The following is a 19,059-nucleotide window of genomic DNA, read 5'->3' on the forward strand; positions in this document are numbered from 1 at the left end:
GTAACCCAACTCGTCCATCAGTGGGAACTAGACAAGGCGCTATAGGCTTATATACGGCCCATTCTACAGCCATGGGTCATTTAGTTAAAAGCTTTAAATAAATGATACCCTGATTTTGGGGTTACGTTCTTGGGCTGTAGAACGTTACCTCAAAATCGGGGCCAGCAAGCGACAGCGCGGTAGCCCGAATAAAGTGTACAAAATGATAGTGCCTGAAATATTGGTATGAAAGCAGCGCCGAGAAAAACTTGACACATACCAAAACCGCTTTTTTGTTTCATAAAACTAGATTATTGTATATAATAAGAATGGTGCATGTGTTAAAGCGTTGCCGTTCGTACGTCTTTATGACTCGAACTGGAAATAATAGCAGATAAATACATACGAGCATACAGATTATAATTGGAAGGATGAGATATCATGCAAGAGAAAACATTTACAATTACCGCTGATACAGGCGTTCACGCGCGTCCAGCAACATTATTGGTAAATAAGGCTGGTCAGTATCAATCAGAAGTGGAGATGTCCTATAATGGGAAGACGGTAAACTTGAAATCCATCATGGGTGTGATGTCATTAGGTGTTCCAAAAGGCGCCGAGATTAAAGTGACCGCAAACGGCAACGATGAAGCAGATGCCATTAGCGGTGTGGAGGAAGTTATCAAAGAACATTTGGGTGAATAATGATGTAGAAGGCTAGAGAAGGGATATGCTCTAGCTTTTTGTTTCTCCTTTTGTATGCGTTTTTTTGCCCTTTACAATTATTGAAATAACCGTTAAAGTTAGGTCTATAAAAAGTACTATTAGAGACTTGAGGTGAAGAAATGAAAGTATCTGTATCACAATTACCTGGCATTGGGCAAAAGATCTCGTTTAAAACATCAGAGGATAACTTGCTGGTTATTATTGTCCATCATACAGGGAAGCGGGAACTTTATTTTTTTGAGGATGCGGATGGGGAAGAAGCGGACTTTGCAATGGACTTAACACCTGACGAAACTAGAGAATTGGCAGCACAGTTGTTAGGCGCAACCTATCAGCCGGTTGATGTGGAAAAAATGCGCATATTTAAGAGTCAGATCATTATTGATTATATTACCTTAAAATCACAGTCAATACTTGTCAATAGAACGATTGAAGAATCCGATATTCGCAACAAAACAGGGGCAACGATCATTGGAATCGTTCATGGAGAAGATGTGATAGCTGTTCCGGAAGCTGATACGACATTAAAACCAGGTGATGTCTTAATGTCTGTTGGTAAAGATGAACAAATCGCTGCACTAACAGCGCTATGTAAGGGTGAGGAATGATGCTATTTGTTTAGTGAATTACCGGAGCTATTAGATGCCGGTTTAATATTAATTGGAATTTTTATCCTTGCTTATATTGGGTTTAAAACAAACTTTCCCAATGTTATTTTATATATTTTGTTTGGAATTTCGCTTGCTGGTATCATGAGTCATAATTCCATCTTACATTTTACCAGTGAAATAGCAATTGTGTTGCTATTTTTCTTGCTTGGGCTGGAATTTAATACAAAACGGCTTGGCGATATTGCCAAGAAGATATGGAGTTCCGGCCTTTTGGATATTGTTCTCAGTCTAGGCGTGACCATGCTCATTGCCTTTGTTTTTGGCATGGACCTGTTTTCTTCGTTTTTGTTAGGGGGACTTGCCTATGCCACCAGCTCATCCATTACAGCAAAACTGCTGGACGATAAAGGACGAATGGCCAATGCGGAAACGGAATATATGTTAGGGTTATTAATATTTGAAGACCTGATTGCACCAATTGTGGTGGCTATCTTAATTGCCTTAAGTACTGGGGGAGCTTTTACAGGGTTGGATCTAGCATTATTGTTAGGAAAAATTCTCGTGCTGGCCGTTGTCGCTATTGTGCTTAGCAGAACATTGTTTAAGAACTTTGAACAGTTTCTTCTTAAAATTGAGGATGAGGATTTTAAAATCATCCTGCTTGTTGGTATTGCGGTTACATATGCGGGGCTGGCCATTTATTTAGGACTGTCCGAAGTGCTTGGCGCTTTTCTGGCTGGTGTGATTTTGTCGGAGATTAGCAAAATCGAACGTGTAGAAGGAACGGTAACGCCGATTAAGAATTTGATCCTGCCAACATTCTTTGTTTATTTTGGCACGACAATTGATCTAGGGTCTGGGGTACCGATGCCCTTATTGTTAATCGTTTTGGTAATCTGGTCGATGCTGGCAAAGGTTTTGACCGGTATGATCGGCGGCAAATTATATGGACTTTCCAAACGTGTGTCGCTAAGAGCTGGTTTGTCGCTATGTGCGCGTGGTGAGTTTTCTGTTGTCATTGCTAGTATTGCAGCCGGGTCGACCAAGGTTTTCGGTGGTATTTATATTGTAATATCCGCATTTGTCGGGATGTTGCTGTTTAACTACGCACCGAAAATCACCGTGAAGATATATGGCAAGCCAAAAAAGAAAGAACGTAATCTGAAGGTGCCGACGTAATGGTTATCTAACATTGGAATTGTTTCTATTAAGAAAGAGTGGCATGAAGGGATGCCACTCTTTCGTCTATTTATAATAGCTTTTTTGATAGTCATTATTCTCCAAATCTGTTAACTTCTTTAATGCCGCTTTGCTAAAATCAGTATTTTTCTCGATTAGTTTATTTTTCATCGTAGTTAAGGCATCTTGTAGTGATTGTCGGTAATCAGGTATTGGATCGTTGTATGGATAAACGACGGCCTTTGCAACATTCATTTTTTCGTAATGTGCCAATGCTTTTCGTGAATGGAAAAAGACATTGTCATCCAGTGCGCCTGGATGGTGCAAATCGCCTTGCATCGGATGTTTGATGACGGCCAGCACTTTTATTAAAAATCGATCATCACGATCTGCCTCTACGTTTCCTATGTAAATACCAGAATTATAGTGGGCACGAACCGTATCCCCAACAGCAACTGTCATGAAATCATCTCCTCTTTGGTTAATGCTAACTCTATTGTGCCAAAAAATATCGTAGTTGACCAGTGTGGACTATCTGCTGCCATAGTAGCTCAGTAAGGTAATAGTTAAAAAGAGGAGAGGGTCAGTCTCTTTCTTCCCTGCAATGAATCTGCTATAATCAAGTTAAAGGACGTGAGCAGCAATGATGGAGTTTCTTTATTTCCCAGAAGACAAAACCGAATATATCCCGGCAATCATTGAATTAGTCATATTTATGATATTAGCAAGCGTGGCAATGTACTTTTTTTTGAAATACTCGAAAAAAGAACAACGGCAGTTTGAACAACAATATAACGAGCATAACGAAACGAAAAGTGAAGATCGTTTCGAATGAATCCCTTCTTTTTGAATAGAAGGGGTTTTTTTTGTTGATACTTGTAAAAAGTAGCGATAAGAAGGGGTTACATAGATGCGATATCTCGTTATACTGCTAATTTTGTTTGTATCCTCGTGCCAGGGAACAGATGAAAAGAGTGTGCGTACGATTGATATGTATAATCAATCAGCCGATCTGATCGGTACAGCTGTATTATCCGAACGTCCAGATGGGGTAAATGTGAAATTAAAGCTGGAAGGATTAAAACCGGGTTTGCATGGAATTCATGTCCATGAACATCCAAGTTGTAAGGGACCCGATTTTAAGAGTGCTGGCAGTCATTATAACCCAGAGGGAAAAGAACATGGGTTAATGAATCCGGACGGTGCCCATCTGGGTGATATGCCAAATATTAAAGCCGATGGAGATGGGCTTGTTGATGCAGAAATCATGATCCCGGAAGCAACCCTGCTAGATGGCAAAAATTCGTTGTTAAAAGCGAATGGAACGTCACTGGTTATTCACGAAGACCAAGACGACGGTGTAAGTCAGCCAAGCGGGAAATCCGGTGCAAGAATCGCCTGTGGGGTAATTAAGCCAGGTGGTAAATCACAGGGACAAGAACCAACCGACCCGACGGAATTTAATGATAAGCAAGAGGAGTAATCCTTGGCTATTGTTGTAAATGGGGAACAAAAAGCACCTATGAAGAAGGTGCTTTTTGTTCTGCTATCTATTTTTAATAGCCTCAATAATACGTTTAACGCCAGTTTCCACGGTGGCTTTCGGACAAGCAATATTCATTCGCATAAATGGTTCGCCTTCTTCGCCATAGGCAGCTCCGGCATTTAAGCCAACTTTTGCTTGTTCGGACATGAATTTCTTCAATGCATCACTGTCTAAGTTTAATGCACTGCAATCAATCCATAATAGGTAGGTTCCTTCAGGTTGAATAACGGTTAACTCTGGTGCATGCTTTACAAACATATCGGTTACATAATTGCAATTCGCCTCTAGTACACCTTTTAACTCCTCTAACCACGCTTCCCCATGGTTATATGCAGCTTCTAAAGCGGTATTACCCAATGTGTTCAGCTGCCCATGTCCCTGTATACCAATCATGTGATCCAGCTTTTTTCGTTTTTCTTCGTTCGATGTAATAATATAGGATGCTTGCAACCCGGCTAAATTAAATGTTTTTGATGGTGACATAAATGTAACGGTTTGGTCAGCAATTTCCTTTGATAAGGAAGCCATTGGAGTATGCTGATAGCCAGGATAGAGGAGATCCGCATGAATTTCATCCGATAGTATTAATACATCATATTTTAAACAAAGACGTGCCATCTCCCTTAATTCTGATTCTTTCCAAACACGTCCAACCGGATTATGTGGCGAACATAGAATAAACGCCTTTACACCTGATTTTAATTTTTCTTCAAAGTCGTTAAAGTCAATTGTATAATAGTTATCCTTGAGAAGAAGCGGATTTTTAACAACTTGTCGATCGTGCTGTTTAATGACATTGTAAAAAGGAGTATAGACTGGCGTCTGGATCAAAATCTTGTCATTCGGCTCCGTAAAGGCTTGAACAGCCATATGCAAACTTGCTACGACGCCTTGGCTGAATGAGAGATAACTTGGTTCAATATGCCAATGATGCCGTTTAGCAACCCAGTTGACAATTGCTCCTCTGACGGCTTCATCAACAACGGTATAGCCAAATATTCCATGTTCTGTCCGATCCATAATGGCTTGTAATACTTCTTGTGGCGCTTTAAAATCCATATCAGCGACCCACATCGGCAATACATCTTTAGATTGAAATAAATGTTCAGCTGTATCCCACTTGACGGATCTTGTTTGTTTACGATTATGTATAAGATCAAAATTACCCAATGAAAAAACCTCCCGTTGATTTGTATCATTACTAACAATCGTATCTTTCCTATTATAGCTTAAAATAAGGTACAAAAAAAAGCAAAGCGTCTTTTTACGCCTTGCTTACAGGGGGAATACGAGAAAGTCTTACAGTTATAGTATTACCCCTTATTATAAAAGATAAACACGTTTTTTTAAAAGAGATAAAAAGTTTTTCAAGCATCTACTTTAATCGCTTCTCTAAAATTTCTCGTTCCTGCTCGTATCCTTTTTTACCCAGTAAGGCGAACATATTCCGTTTGTATGCTTCGACACCGGGCTGGTTAAACGGATTAACTCCTAATAAATATCCGCTGACTGCACAGGCCTTTTCAAAGAAGTAAACAAAATAACCAAATGTGTAGGCATCAAGTTTTGGTATTTCAATGAGCAAGTTTGGTACATTACCATCTGTATGGGCTAGCATCGTACCTTCGAGCGCCTTTTGGTTAATTTCATTAATCGTCCTGCCTGCCAGGTAATTTAGCCCGTCCAAATTCTCAGCATCCATTTTTAGCGTGATATCTTTTGTTGCCGCTGTTACGGAAAGGATGGTTTCAAACAGGTTGCGCTGTCCATCCTGGATATATTGCCCCAATGAGTGAAGATCGGTTGTGAAGCTGGCGGATGAAGGAAAAATACCTTTATGATCTTTTCCCTCGCTTTCGCCAAATAATTGCTTCCACCATTCAGCAACATAGGATAGCTTTGGTTCATAGGAAATCAGCATTTCGATCGTTTTCCCCTTGTTATAGAGGATATTTCGAACAGCAGCATATTGATAGGAAGGATTCTTGGCGAGATCAGGCTCCGCTAAATCGTTCATGGCCTGCTTTGCACCTTCCATCATGTCATCAATGGAAACACTGCTAACAGCAATGGGTAATAAACCTACCGCGGTTAAGACAGAATAGCGTCCACCAACATCATCTGGAATCATAAATGTTTCATAGCCTTCCTTGTCTGCAAGCGTCTTTAATGCACCTTTTGCTTTGTCCGTTGTTGCGTAGATTCGCTGTTTCGCTTCCTCTTTGCCGTATCGGTCTTCTAAGTAGTTTCTTAAGATGCGAAAAGCGATCGCCGATTCGGTTGTTGTTCCGCTTTTGGAAATGACATTGATAGAAATGTCTTTTCCTTTTAGAACGTCCAGCAATTCCTGCATATATGTTGCACTCAGCTGATGGCCAACAAAAATTATTTGTGGCTGCTGCCTTGTCGGTAGAAGATGATGGAACGAATGGGACAGCATTTCGATGGCGGCCCGAGCTCCTAGATAGGATCCACCAATTCCGATAACTAACAAAATATCCGATTCCTGCCTGATTCTTGCAGCTGCTGTTTTTATCCGTGAAAACTCATCCTTGTCAACGTATGCAGGTAAATCAACCCATCCTAGAAAGTCACTGCCTGCGCCTGTTTGATTATGTATACGATCGTGAGCGGATGAAACAAATGGAGTCAAATTTGCCAGTTCCTCTTCCTTCATAAAGGATCGGGCTTTTTCATATGAAAATGTAACATGTGTCAATAGGTTTTCTCCTCCTTGCTTATCATTATAACTGTATCGAAAAGGGAAAGGCAAAGCAAGAATGATAGCAAAAACGAGGCAGATACAAAGGGATCTGCCTCGTTTGCTGGTTATTTTTTAAACGTGCCTTCACGTTCTTCGGATTGCTCAATCCACTCTTCCAGTTTATCTTTTAGTGTGTTAAATCCGCCACCTGCATTATCCTGCTGCTTAGCGGGCTTGCTTTTGGTTTGTGTCTGGGCTTCCTTTTTTGGTGCTTCTTCAGTTGCCCTAATTGATAGGGATACTTTATTATTATCCAAGTCAACGTTTAACACCTTTACGGAAACTTCATCGCCAACAGAAAGATGATCATGAATATCTTTCACGAATCCGTGTGTTACCTCTGAGATATGAACAAGTCCTTGTGTTTCGTCATCTAATGCGACAAAGGCACCGTATGGTTGAATGCCTGTAACTTTTCCCTGTAAAACCTGCCCTGTTTCAAATTTGTCTGTCATGCTGAACAACTCCTATGCCATTTTCGTTTCTTTTTACACAATAAAATATTTTAACATAAATTGTGCTTTCAAGCAAAAATTTCAGGAAATAGATTCTCATCTTTGTTTTGACATTGTTAACAAGACGTCGTTTTCATGCAATTTGAAATCGGCAGGCGGGTTGATCTGCCAATCTTGGTCGCGAATCACCCCAAGGGCAAGTCTTGCCTCACTAAGAAAATAGCTGATTGCTTGTTGATAGGTGCCTCCAATAAGTTCGCCTGGGAGATCCATTTGCTCAAAATGCTGGCTGGATAACAAATGTAGAATGGTTTCATAGGGTTCAGCATCGACTCGGTTAAACAACTCATGATACAATAGTACACTCATGAAATCATTGGAACGAATGATTGTCGAAGCACCAGCCCGCACGGCATTTTCGATCTGACTTTTGGAAAGTATTTCAGCAATAATCGGCACATCTTTATTATTTCCCCGGACCGCAACCGTCGTTAGGATGGTGTTATGATCGGCCTGTCGTTCTTTCCTTGTATGATCGGCGGCAATCACCACACACTTGGCTGTCTTGATATTGGCACGATTAAGCGTAGCGTCCTCGCTTGCATCCCCATGAATAAAATGAACCGGGAATTGTTTGTAGGGTAAATTGGATAGTGTATGGTCAATTAGGACAATTTCGACCATCGGATGGTGTTCCTTGGTTAAATGCACTAATTGTCTTGTTCGTTCATTCCAGCCAATAAGGATGACATGGTGATTTGCTTTGAAAGCAACTTTTCCCCTTGACAGATCTTGTTCATGCTGAATGGTGGCCGCTGAAATATGGGTAATGTAAAAGGTAAGCAATCCGCCACCTGATAAGATTAATAGGATGCCGATCACTCGTCCGGTTGTCGTTACCGGAACGATATCACCGTATCCCACTGTTGCTCCAGTAACGAACGCCCACCAAACACCAAGAAATACAGAAGGGAATTGTTTCGGTTCCACAAAATGGATGACCACTCCAAAGGCAATCATGACAATAAAGATCGTTAATAACAGTCGGACAATGACCGGCAGCCGAAAATAGATGTGTTTTAATAGTTCAATATTCATCGTTTCACCTTATATTCCATGTAAAATGTCATATCTCCATTATGGACCTGAGATATCATGGCTTATACAAGGCAAAACAAACATTCCATTATTAACGTGAGCCATTAGCGGATTTCAGCACCTGTTTCAGGCTGGAATAGACACCCTCCCAAAAATCGGTATTATCACGAAATGATTTCGTCATAAATAAAAGCATTTCCTTGAATTTTTCCTGATAATCAGCTGTATCCTTTTTCGGTAAATTCCTTTGTGCCTGATCGACAAATTGCTGGATCTTCGGTGCGCGGGGTCCCCATTTGGCTACTTCATTTCCTTGTTCATCGATGAAAATAAAAACAGGAATCGAGCGTGATTTCCCATTGGTTAAATACTGATCCATTAATTCCAGATTTTCGTCACGAAGCAGCATTCTCACCGGTGTATTAGTTTTTTCGGTGATCCGTAATAGAATTGGGATATTAAGCATGGCATCACCACACCAATCCTCGGTCAGGACAATAGCGCGCAGTTTTTTATCTGCTACGGATTGAAAAAAAGCGGAATCGTTTGGGACAGAAAAGTTATCATAAATATACAACAAATCTTCTTTATGTTTTTCCATCGATTCGATATATGTATCCGGTGACATTCCTTTGTCAAACCAATCATTCAAGTTCATTGAAACAAGCACTCCTTTAATTATTTATTTGCTTAAAGTTTACCCAATAGGTGCGAGTTCGTAAACAAAAGTGCTTCACCGTAATGATTCCCATTTGGATAAGCCAAGTTCTATATTTTGTATAGGTTTTTGGTATCTTACAACCTTCATTTATGTATTACTTAAAACCTAGTTTTTCTCCAACTTTCCTATTGTAATTAGTATTATTAGTTCCCTTCTCTTAATCCAAACCAAAAACGCAAATCCATCTAGGAGAAAAGGTGCGTTTTTTTCATTGGTTTAAAAATTGTCAAAACTAGTTTAATAGTATTACAGCAAAAATAACCCTGGTATAATGAGGATTTACTTGCAAAACAAGCATAATACTGTTTCTATCTAGGTCTATTTAAGGTCCTCAAAACTTGCGCAAGTCATTACCTTTTTACCAATTGCGAATAATCAGGTAATATACGACAAACTTCGACGGGTTTTTCATACATGAATCTGTATAGTTTTACATAACAACTAGAAATTTACAGAAATGGTACCATCCACAGCTAAGAACCTGCACTATTTATTTAGTAAAGGAAGGGGGCAATGGATGTTTTTTGAGTGTCAAGTATTCTTTAAGTGTGATCAATCGTAAAGAAAATCCAACTGTTGATGCTGTCATCAGGGGAGAAATCACACGTATTAACCAGTTAGTTCGAAAAAATGGGAGGGGAAAAGAAAATTGCGATTTAAACGGTATTTACGGCTTTTTAGTATTGTTGCTTCATTGTTGATGATCATTTCTTTATTGTCTCCAGGGATGGTTGGTGCGGAATCTAAAGGTAAGCCTTACCAATCGTTACATGATGCAAAGACAACTGCTAAGGCAAAAGTAAGTAATCGTCTGTTGGATGAATTTGATAAAAATGATAAAGCAACATTTTTAATTAAATTCAAGCAAAAAGCAGATACCAAAAAGGCTGCAAAGAAAGCAAAGAAAAGTGCGAGTAAAGCGAAACTAACAACCCATAAAGCAGAAATCATGCAGCGGTCTGCCATTGTTTCAGAGCTTAAATCTACTTCCTTAGAAAGCCAGCAAAGTGTAAAAGATTACCTGGACAAGCAGGTTAAAAAAGGGAAAGCTGAGCATGTCAAATCGTACTTCATTGTTAATGGAATGGCAGTTACAGCAACAAAAGAGGTTGCTAAAAAAATCGCCAGTTTTCAAGAAGTGGAAAAGGTACTACCTAATGAGAAACGACAAATTTTTAAAACCAAGGTAGAAGATGCACCCAAAGCAACAGAAGATGTAGAGTGGAATGTCGATCGTGTTGGTGCTACACAGGCTTGGGATATGGGCTTTGATGGAACCGGTACAGTTGTAGCAAGTATCGATACCGGTGTGCAATGGGATCACCCGGCATTAAAAGAAAAATATAGAGGGTATGATGCTGCAACCGGGGATGTCGACCATAACTTTAATTGGTTTGATGCAACGACTGGAGAAGAAGAACCATATGACGATGTTGGTCACGGCACACATGTAACAGGGACAATGGTCGGTGGAGAGGCTGATGGATCAAATCAAGTTGGAGTTGCTCCAGGTGCGAAGTTTATTTCGGTTAAGGCCTTCACAGAACAAGGTGGAACCGATACGGATTTACTCAACGCGGCTGAGTGGATCTTAGCCCCTACCGACGCAGATGGAAATACGAGAGTCGACATGGCTCCGGATGTTGTGAATAATTCATGGGGCGGTGGTCCAGGTCTCGATGAATGGTACCGTGATGTGGTCATTCATTGGAGCGAATCCAATATTTTCCCGGAATTTTCTGCAGGAAATACGGATTTATTTAACCCAGGTGGTCCTGGCTCGGTTGCCGCACCTGCAAATTATCCTGAATCATTTGCAACAGGGGCAACAGATAGCAGTGATGTCATCGCCGACTTTTCCTTGCGTGGCCCATCACCATATGATGAAATTAAGCCAGATATCTCAGCACCGGGCGTTGGGATTCGCTCTACTTTACCAGGTGATGACTATGGTGCAATGAGCGGAACATCAATGGCCGGTCCGGCTGTATCCGGGGTAGCTGCTCTATTAAGACAAGTGGATGGCAATATGTCTGTTGATGAAATGAAAAAGACTTTATTAGATACAGCAACACCTTTAACCGATGAAGAATATCCGGAGACACCGAATAACGGATATGGAAATGGATTGGTAAATGCATATGATGCCATTTCATCAATGGAAAATGGTATTGGTACCCTGGAAGGGCGGGTTGCCCAACAAGGAGATGATAAGCAAGCACATTTAGGTGTGGTAAAAGACCATAAAGCGGCGCTAAAAGGAAAAAACAACCAAGCAACAGTACCATTAGAAGCTAAAGTAAGTGTGCTGGAAAGTGGCCGCACGGTAAGTACGAATCCGGAAGATGGAACCTATTCATTAACCCATCCTGCTGGAGAATTTACTGTACAAGCCGAAGCTTATGGTTTTAACTCGGAACAGCAATCCGTTACGATTGAAAAAGAAGGGACAACAAAAGCAGATTTCACCTTGAAAGAAATTGCTGAAGGTACCATTGAAGGAACGATTACAAATAAGCAAACAGATGAACCAATTGAGGGGGCAACGATCCTTCTTGAGGAAGACGCCAATGTGCAACCAGTGCAAACCGATAAAGATGGACACTATTCACTAAGTGCGTATGAGGGGTCATATACCCTAAAGGTGATGGCCAGCGATTTTCACAGCAAAGAAATCGATGTCACCATTGGGAAGGACGACCAGACAATCGATATAGATCTTGATCCTTTTTATAGCTATCCAGGTGGAGAGATTGGGTATGACGATGGTACGGCTGAAAACGCGCGAGCATTTTACGATGCCGGTAATGGTTGGGGTGTAAAAATGACCTTACCAGAAGGAAAAGATACCGCTGTTGTAACCGATGGGGTCTTCCGCTTCTGGGATACCGAGTGGCCTGTACCGGGTGGAACAGAATTTGCCGTGGAAGTTTGGGATGCTTCTGGTGAAGATGGTGCTCCTGGCAAAAAAGTTGCCGGTCCAATTGATGCCGAAGCAATGCGTAACGGGGAATGGACGGTTGTTGATTTGAGTGAACATAATATTGTAGTTGATGGTGATTTCTATATGGTATATATACAAACAGAAGGCGATCCAAACGCCCCAGGTTTGGCAACAGATGAAGATGGAACGTATGCGGAACGAAGCTTTCAATTGGTGGATGGAACATGGTCACCATCACCAGCAGATGAAGGCAACTATATGATTCGTGCCCGGGTAAGTTATGAAGTGGCTGATCCAGTCATTACATCACCAGATGATGATCTGATCACCAATGAGAAAGATGTAACCATTGAAGGTACCGCCTCACCAACCACAACGATCCAGTTGATGAACAATGGGGACGAAGCCGGTACCGCAGAGGTTGCAGAAGATGGTACATTTGCTATTGAAATAAAGCTTACGGAAGGTGAAAATGAATTTACTGCTGTTTCCAAACTAGACGGGGATAAAACGGGTGCCTCGAAACCGGTGACCGTCACATTAGATACGAACAATCCGGAGCTGACGATCGACAATCCGAAAGATGGAGACAAGACCAATCATGAAACCGTGACGGTAGAAGGAACGGTTCAAGATGCGAATTTGGATTGGGTTAAGGTAAACGGGGAAAAGGCTAAGGTTACTGATGGTGCTTATTCCAAACGAATTTTGCTTGATAATGGTGAAAACAAAATTAAAGTGGTTGCCAAGGACCAAGCGGGTAATAAAACGAAGAAAAATGTGAAACTTGATGTAAACATGGATGTTCCTGTGATTGACAATCTGACGCCAACAGATGATGTGCAATTACAGGCGGGGGAAAGTGTGAAAATTGAATTTGATAGTGACCCTGGGCTGGATGCAACGTTCTTTGTCCAAATGCCGCTTACAAACGCAAAAGCGAGCTTAAAGAATGTAACTGAATTACCATTGCGAGAGACTTCTGAGGGGCATTATGTAGGATATTGGACAGCTACCAATAATGTCGAGGCAGAAGGTGCCGTTATTGAAGTAAAAGTTACCGATGATTACGGAAATGAAACACGTCAAACAGCTGATGGTAAACTATTTATTAATGTAGATAACAAATAAATGTTAGGCGTAGAGGGATGATGTTGTTCTGCGTATCTCCCGTAATAGGAAATGAAATAGAAGCAAAAAAGCTAACCCTTAATGATGAGGGTTAGCTTTTTACATCATTATTCTTTTTCCCGCTGATTGTCGTTTTCCGTTATATAGTATTGGTTTGCTTCTGCTCAATCCAGCTTCGTAATTTGATAAATAATGGAACAAATAGTAATCCAACCACGACCCCTTTGATAACATTAAATGGAAAAATAAAGAACATCGCAGTAAAACGTTTCACACTTTCTATCTTCATGTCTTCCATTCCCATAAACCATGCATAAACAGGGAGGATAACAAGGTAGTTTAATATACTCATGGCAAGTGCTGAAATCAATGTTCCCACAACAAGCCCCGATACAATGCTCTTTACGCCTTTATATTTATGGTAGAGCACGGCAACTGGAACAATAAACAGGACCCCGGCTAAGAAATTGGCTGTTACGCCTACAGGTTCACCACCGCCGACAACCATGTAAAGCAAATTCTTAATGGCTTCCACAATCACACCGGCCATGGGTGAAAAGATGAGCGCTGCAATTAATGCTGGGACTTCACTAAAATCAATTTTTAAGTACCCGGGTAAAAATGGCAGCGGGAAATTTAGGAAAAACAGTAAGAGGGAAATAGTTCCCAATAAAGCTAAAATGATCAGTTTTAATAATTGTGATGATTGCGTGTTTTGCTTTGGCATCATCGATCTCCTCCTTCATCTGGTTATCGATTCACATCTCGTGATGAAGGATTGGCCGTTTTTAAACATAAAAAACCCTAAAGCGCCTAATCGGGGCTTTAGGGTATCGTGGTAACAGAAATAAACATGTGCAATAGCTTTTGCACAAGAAAACGGCTCGACATCTTCTCCCATCCAGACTGTAACTGTCGGTCCTGGACTCACACCAGGTCAACCGCTTTAACATATGTTCAAGCGGGTCACGGACTCTGAAGCACTATTGCTTCTTACCGTCGGTCGGGAATTGCACCCTGCCCCGAAGATGGAATCGATATGATATTGTTACTTATAAGTATACATCGTTTTCTTTTATTTGCAAGTATTTTGGCTGTGTTTTTCGTTAAAGGAGAAGTTCATATCTAAAATGTGGCGAGGCATAATGGGAATTTTGTACGTTAAGGATAAAGAATACAGGATAGGAAGTTTAGTATGTTGGTTTTTCATCCAATAGGAAGTTGATGGAAAATGCGACGTAGTGACAATTGTCTTTGATGACACTTTCTTTATAAACTGCGGGGTAAGAAGTTGTTGATATCCAAATACGAGTGCTGGTACCGCCGTCCGGGTGAGGGGAGGGCAACAGTACTTAAAAGTTATTAACATATAAAAAAAGAAATCCGGGCGAATACAAATTCCAAAAGAAAGAAATTTGAATCGTTCAGATTTCTTTATAACTACACTATTTTTCTTCTTCTGCCAAATTTCGTGCTGTTGGTTCTATTTCCAAGCGTTCTGCAGGGATAGGTTTTCCGGAAAGTTCACTTAATCCATATGTGCCGTTTTCGATACGGGTCAATGCATCATTGATGTCCTGTAAACGATCCCGGCGCATTTGACCGAATCCTGCGTCCCTTTCTTGTTCAAACTGCTCTGTTGCCATATCAGCAGGATGATTATCATAATCGGCTAATTCATGTAAAGAATCATTTGGACCTGAACCTTCATGCTTTTTTACTTCTGCCAGCAATTCTTCCTTCATTGTTAGCAGCTGATGTTGAAAATGTGTTACTTGCTCTTTACTTAGATTTGTATTACTCATTAAGATTGTCCCCTTTCTTCTTCTTAGGAACGACTCCAATCGTACATCGGGAAAGACAAATCAGCTCATCTTGTTCATCCACGATCGTAATTTCCCATACCATGGTGGTTTTTCCGATATGTCTGGGGACGGCTTTGGCTGTTACGGTTCCCTCACGTTTGCTCTTGATATGGTTGGCATTAATTTCAATGCCAAATACATTGAATTGGTTTGCATCAACATGAAGAAAGGCACCGATACTTGCAGCTGTTTCTGCCAGGGCTGCGTTGGCTCCGCCATGTAAAAATCCGGCCGGCTGATGGGTGCGATAATCAACTGGCATGGTCATGACAACCAGATCCTTATCGAGTTTCTCAACGTTCATTCCAAGCGATTCAAGTAGTGTCCGGGAAAAATCCATAACAAACCTTCTCTCTGAATCAAAATACTTCACTTAATAATAATGAAATCCCTAACAAAAACCCATAAATGGTGTTTGTTTTCCCGGTAGCGACCATCGCAGGAAGCATTTCAATTGGTTTGGTCTTCCCTTGAAATTTCCTATATACATCGACTGCTTTAATACCACTCAAAAACACGATAAGTGACCAGATTGGTAATAATCCATCAATAATATAGTAGGCAGTTAGTCCAAAGGCGATGACAAACAGGGCACCTAGAAAACGGATCGCATTTTTTCTGCCAAGCAAAATGGCGATTGTTTTTCGACCATTTTCCTTATCGCCGTCCAGATCCCGAATATTATTCGACATCATAATACAGCCAATAAAAATCGCAACCGGAATGGAAACTAAGATGGTGGAAGCTGTAATAGTTAGCGTTTGAATGAAATAGCTGATGCAAATGATGACTGTCCCCATCAGGAATCCGGAAAATAGTTCGCCAAGTGGTGTATAAGCAATTGGTAACGGTCCGCCAGTATATAAATAGCCGAAAAGCATACAAGCTAAACCAATAACTGCAATCCACCAGCTGGAAACGGCACAAATATAAACACCGAGCAGCATGGCAACCGCAAAAAATGATAGGGCTAATCGCAATACCGTTTTTGCAGCGATGCCATCCCGAACGATGGTTCCGCCAATTCCGACAGATTCTTCGTTATCCAGCCCACGAACAAAATCGTAATATTCATTGAACATGTTGGTAGCTGCCTGGATCAGCATGGAAGCAATCAGCATGGCCAGAAATAAGGGAATATTGATGGTGCCGTCGATGTTCGCAAGCATTGTTCCGACAAAAACCGGAACAAATGAAGCAGTTAATGTGTGTGGCCGTAACAAACGCCACCAGACTTGCATACCTCCTTTTTCGTTTAAGGCATGCTTTATATTCATTTGATCAGTTGAATGCATTTATGAATCCTCCTACAACGACAATAATATCATATTAAGTTTAGGCAATTCGCTATGGGGTGTCAATAATCAATTGTATATTACCTATATATACAAATTTTGTGTTCGTTTTTCCTAATACATAAAAGTACATGTTTGGAGGTAAATTGCTAATGGTTGAAAAACATACGCATACAGCTTCTTCAAGGAAGCCAGTACAAATACTTTTAAAGATTATTATGAAATTAAAACAACCTGATTGGTTCGAAGTGCTCATTGAAAATGAGGTGTCTTTCTTACGTTTTTGCGCGATAATACATATTTTCGTTGGACCCATTCAACACAGAATAAAAGGATTCATTTAAAATGAAGGTATTAGCATGAATGAGGAGATGAACGTGTGAAGATAGAAAGAGGATCATCTTACGTAAATAGGGAGTTTTTTGAATTCGTAAGTATTAATCTTAAAAGAGGAATAAATTTATTCCTCTTTTAAGACGTTAATATACTCAGATGCTAATCGGTCTTCTTCGTCATTTAAAATAAGGGCTTCTATTGCTTTATTTTTTTCAATCGCTTTTCTAAATCGAACTTTGTCAATTTTTTCAGTAACTTCTATTGTACCTCCAACATGTGTCTCTTCATCGGGGCTTACTTTATATATTTTTCCTGTCCCCTTTTTTCCTGTTAAAGCTTCTCCTATTAATAACTCATTCATCGACAATTTACTTGCTATGGCTTGATCCAAAATATTTATTTTGACTTGGAAAGATGCAGCTTCTGTGATTGATTTATTTTTAATGGAGACATCAAATGTTAAATATTGGCCTTGTTCGTCAATATACACGACTTTGCTATTTTTAGTAATAACTAAATCTGGTTTTTGCTTGTCACATCCATATGCGGTTAATACAAAACATAAAATACATCCGAATAGTATGAGTGGTCTCATGTTAACTACTCCTCAGAAAAGATTTAAAATTATAATTTAGCAGATTCTTTGTTTTATTTATTTTATCACATCACATCAGAAAATTTGTCTTTATTATTAGTTTTACTTCTACCTACTTATCTGGAAGAAATTCAATTTATAATAACTTAATTTTTGCTACTGATTTTAAGACAATTTGAAATATAATTGACGCTATTTCTTACTTTTCCTGGGTGCAGTACTTATGATAAAGGAAGTAAGCTAACGGGAAACAGTGTGATTTTTTTAAAACATCGCAGTAGCTCTTCATTGTTCAAATAGCATGCAACTATACGGTTTTTCTATCTCAGCAATCCTGCATCACAGCCCATTCCTTGTGAAAAGATGAAAAAGGGAATAAAATAGAGGAGGTAGTTTACGATTTGGCAGTGTAACGGAGGTATTACGCATGATTGAAACGAAAGAAGAGCTGCTGGAAATAGTATTGGATAAGGCTATTCGCCATGCTATTGAAAAGGATACACGGCAGCTTGTCAGTTTTACGAAACAGGTACAAACGGTTGACCCGCTGCAATTTTTTCAAGCGGCAAAAGATAGCAATATGGATCGAACCTTCTGGGCAAGTACCGAGCAAGCATTTTATATCGTTGGGATTGGAAATGTTTGTCCACTTGTCGCGATGGACAATCGATTTCAAGATATAGAGAAACAATGGAATAAAGTGAGGGAGCAGGCAATAATCCATAACCCGTTTCAGGTACCAGGAACAGGGTTGATTGCCCTTGGCGGTATGAGCTTTGACCCACAAAGTGAAACAACCGAATTATGGAAGAAATTCAGTGATGGCGAATTTCAAATTCCCCAGTTTACATGCGTACAAACGACAAAAGCATGTTATGTGACGATTAACACGTATGTGACAAAAGAAGATGAGTCACAGCAACTGGCTTTCAGATTACGGCAAACAGTGGAAGCATTCCTGAATCATTCGCAGCCACTTCCGGATGAAGCGACCTTGAAGGAGAAAAAAGAAATTGCTCCGGAGCAGTGGAAGGAACAGGTTAGACAAGCAACCCAAGCAATTAAACAACAGCAAGCTGAAAAGATTGTACTTGCACGAGAAATGCGATTAACGCTTTCCAAACAAGTCGACGTAGCGAGTCTCTTAAGTAAGCTATTACAAGCGCAAACAAACAGTTATGTCTTTGCCTTCGAACATGGGGATGATTGCTTTGTTGGTGCAACACCGGAACGACTTGTAAAATTGGAACAAAAACAACTACTGTCTACTTGTCTTGCTGGCACGGCACCAAGAGGAAAAACTGCAAAGGAAGATAATGAAATTGGAAAAACATTGCTTCATGATGCGAAAAATCGTGGGGAGCATGATTTTGTTGTGCAAATGATTAAAGATGCGATCAACTCGTATTGTCTGGATATAAACATTCCGGACGAGCCTGTCATCTATCCATTAAAAAATTTGCAGCATTTGTATACACCGGTACGGGCGACACTGAAGCCGGGGTATAGTATTTTTACAATCATTGAAGCATTGCATCCAACACCAGCATTGGGGGGAGTTCCTAGAATTGAATCACTGGCATTTATCCGGGAACATGAACGATTAGATCGTGGCTGGTACGGTGCACCGATCGGCTGGTTAGACAGTAATCAAAATGGAGAGTTTGCCGTTGCTATCCGGTCCGGTCTTGTACAGGGAAATGAAGTATCGTTATTTGCCGGATGTGGTGTTGTCAAAGATTCAGAACCGGAAGCGGAATACGAAGAAACGTTAATCAAATTTACACCAATGTTATCCGTTTTAGGGGGATGAA

Annotated in this window: 18 protein-coding genes and 1 riboswitch; of the genes, 7 read left to right on the forward strand and 11 right to left on the reverse strand. The window is 40.4% G+C overall.

Annotated elements, in window-relative coordinates; all coding sequences use genetic code 11:
* Nucleotides 1–420: 420 nt before the first annotated feature.
* From WMZ97_RS19395 to WMZ97_RS19405, 3 genes are all read left to right on the forward strand, one after another.
* A complete protein-coding gene (locus tag WMZ97_RS19395; protein WP_343273749.1) occupies nucleotides 421–684 on the forward strand; it encodes a phosphocarrier protein HPr in 264 nt (87 codons plus the stop codon).
* A 140-nt stretch (nucleotides 685–824) separates the two neighbouring features.
* Entirely contained in the window at nucleotides 825–1,313 is a 489-nt protein-coding gene (locus tag WMZ97_RS19400; RefSeq protein WP_343273750.1) for a cation:proton antiporter regulatory subunit, read from the forward strand.
* Nucleotides 1,314–1,319: 6 nt separating this feature from the next.
* Nucleotides 1,320–2,495, forward strand: coding sequence for a cation:proton antiporter (locus WMZ97_RS19405; protein ID WP_343273751.1), 1,176 nt, complete (start codon nucleotides 1,320–1,322; stop codon nucleotides 2,493–2,495).
* A gap of 66 nt (nucleotides 2,496–2,561) precedes the next feature.
* Here WMZ97_RS19405 and kapB read toward each other — a convergent pair whose 3' ends face one another.
* A complete protein-coding gene (kapB, locus tag WMZ97_RS19410; protein WP_343273752.1) occupies nucleotides 2,562–2,957 on the reverse strand; it encodes a sporulation phosphorelay system protein KapB in 396 nt (131 codons plus the stop codon).
* A gap of 181 nt (nucleotides 2,958–3,138) precedes the next feature.
* On the opposite strand from kapB, the gene WMZ97_RS19415 reads away from it, so the two are divergent.
* Nucleotides 3,139–3,330: a hypothetical protein gene (locus WMZ97_RS19415; RefSeq protein WP_343273753.1), complete on the forward strand. Its 192-nt coding sequence runs from the start codon at nucleotides 3,139–3,141 to the stop codon at nucleotides 3,328–3,330.
* A gap of 75 nt (nucleotides 3,331–3,405) precedes the next feature.
* Nucleotides 3,406–3,978: a superoxide dismutase family protein gene (locus tag WMZ97_RS19420; RefSeq protein WP_343273754.1), complete on the forward strand. Its 573-nt coding sequence runs from the start codon at nucleotides 3,406–3,408 to the stop codon at nucleotides 3,976–3,978.
* A 63-nt stretch (nucleotides 3,979–4,041) separates the two neighbouring features.
* Here WMZ97_RS19420 and WMZ97_RS19425 read toward each other — a convergent pair whose 3' ends face one another.
* The 5 genes from WMZ97_RS19425 to WMZ97_RS19445 all read right to left on the reverse strand — a co-directional run bounded on the left by WMZ97_RS19425 (nucleotide 4,042) and on the right by WMZ97_RS19445 (nucleotide 9,016).
* Nucleotides 4,042–5,211 (reverse strand): MalY/PatB family protein, encoded by a 1,170-nt coding sequence (locus WMZ97_RS19425; protein ID WP_343273755.1) that lies wholly within the window; start codon nucleotides 5,209–5,211, stop codon nucleotides 4,042–4,044.
* A gap of 205 nt (nucleotides 5,212–5,416) precedes the next feature.
* The gene (locus tag WMZ97_RS19430; protein WP_343273756.1) at nucleotides 5,417–6,760 is read right to left on the reverse strand and encodes a glucose-6-phosphate isomerase; all 1,344 of its coding nucleotides are present in this window, start codon (nucleotides 6,758–6,760) and stop codon (nucleotides 5,417–5,419) included.
* Nucleotides 6,761–6,870: 110 nt separating this feature from the next.
* Entirely contained in the window at nucleotides 6,871–7,260 is a 390-nt protein-coding gene (gene yugI / locus WMZ97_RS19435; protein WP_343273757.1) for a S1 domain-containing post-transcriptional regulator GSP13, read from the reverse strand.
* A gap of 96 nt (nucleotides 7,261–7,356) precedes the next feature.
* On the reverse strand, nucleotides 7,357–8,358 hold the full coding sequence (locus WMZ97_RS19440; protein WP_343273758.1) for a potassium channel family protein: 1,002 nt from the start codon (nucleotides 8,356–8,358) through the stop codon (nucleotides 7,357–7,359).
* Between the two features lie 91 nt (nucleotides 8,359–8,449).
* Nucleotides 8,450–9,016 (reverse strand): thioredoxin family protein, encoded by a 567-nt coding sequence (locus WMZ97_RS19445; protein ID WP_343273759.1) that lies wholly within the window; start codon nucleotides 9,014–9,016, stop codon nucleotides 8,450–8,452.
* Nucleotides 9,017–9,779: 763 nt separating this feature from the next.
* On the opposite strand from WMZ97_RS19445, the gene WMZ97_RS19450 reads away from it, so the two are divergent.
* The gene (locus WMZ97_RS19450; protein ID WP_343273788.1) at nucleotides 9,780–13,154 is read left to right on the forward strand and encodes a S8 family serine peptidase; all 3,375 of its coding nucleotides are present in this window, start codon (nucleotides 9,780–9,782) and stop codon (nucleotides 13,152–13,154) included.
* A gap of 139 nt (nucleotides 13,155–13,293) precedes the next feature.
* Here the strand turns inward: WMZ97_RS19450 and WMZ97_RS19455 are convergent, their stop codons facing one another.
* The 5 genes from WMZ97_RS19455 to WMZ97_RS19475 all read right to left on the reverse strand — a co-directional run bounded on the left by WMZ97_RS19455 (nucleotide 13,294) and on the right by WMZ97_RS19475 (nucleotide 17,245).
* Nucleotides 13,294–13,881, reverse strand: a complete 588-nt coding sequence (locus WMZ97_RS19455) for an ECF transporter S component (protein WP_343273789.1) — start codon at nucleotides 13,879–13,881, stop codon at nucleotides 13,294–13,296.
* 158 nt (nucleotides 13,882–14,039) lie between these two features.
* Nucleotides 14,040–14,188: riboswitch (FMN riboswitch) on the reverse strand.
* A 411-nt stretch (nucleotides 14,189–14,599) separates the two neighbouring features.
* The gene (locus WMZ97_RS19460) at nucleotides 14,600–14,959 is read right to left on the reverse strand and encodes a TraR/DksA C4-type zinc finger protein (RefSeq protein WP_343273760.1); all 360 of its coding nucleotides are present in this window, start codon (nucleotides 14,957–14,959) and stop codon (nucleotides 14,600–14,602) included.
* Nucleotides 14,952–15,359 carry a hotdog fold thioesterase gene (locus WMZ97_RS19465; protein ID WP_343273761.1) on the reverse strand — a complete coding sequence of 136 codons (408 nt, stop codon included), beginning with the start codon at nucleotides 15,357–15,359 and terminating at the stop codon, nucleotides 14,952–14,954. Before WMZ97_RS19465 ends, WMZ97_RS19460 begins: the two co-directional genes overlap by 8 nt.
* A 19-nt stretch (nucleotides 15,360–15,378) precedes the next feature.
* Complete coding sequence (locus tag WMZ97_RS19470; protein ID WP_343273762.1) at nucleotides 15,379–16,314, reverse strand: 1,4-dihydroxy-2-naphthoate polyprenyltransferase; 936 nt, start codon at nucleotides 16,312–16,314, stop codon at nucleotides 15,379–15,381.
* 460 nt (nucleotides 16,315–16,774) lie between these two features.
* Entirely contained in the window at nucleotides 16,775–17,245 is a 471-nt protein-coding gene (locus WMZ97_RS19475) for a hypothetical protein (protein ID WP_343273763.1), read from the reverse strand.
* A 427-nt stretch (nucleotides 17,246–17,672) separates the two neighbouring features.
* Here WMZ97_RS19475 and WMZ97_RS19480 point away from each other — a divergent pair, with 427 nt between their 5' ends.
* Nucleotides 17,673–19,058, forward strand: coding sequence for an isochorismate synthase (locus tag WMZ97_RS19480; RefSeq protein WP_343273764.1), 1,386 nt, complete (start codon nucleotides 17,673–17,675; stop codon nucleotides 19,056–19,058).
* Nucleotide 19,059: the final 1 nt, after the last annotated feature.

The sequence above is a fragment of the Lentibacillus songyuanensis genome, assembly GCF_039548255.1.
In the GTDB taxonomy this organism is placed as follows: Bacteria; Bacillota; Bacilli; order Bacillales; family Amphibacillaceae; genus Lentibacillus_C; species Lentibacillus_C songyuanensis.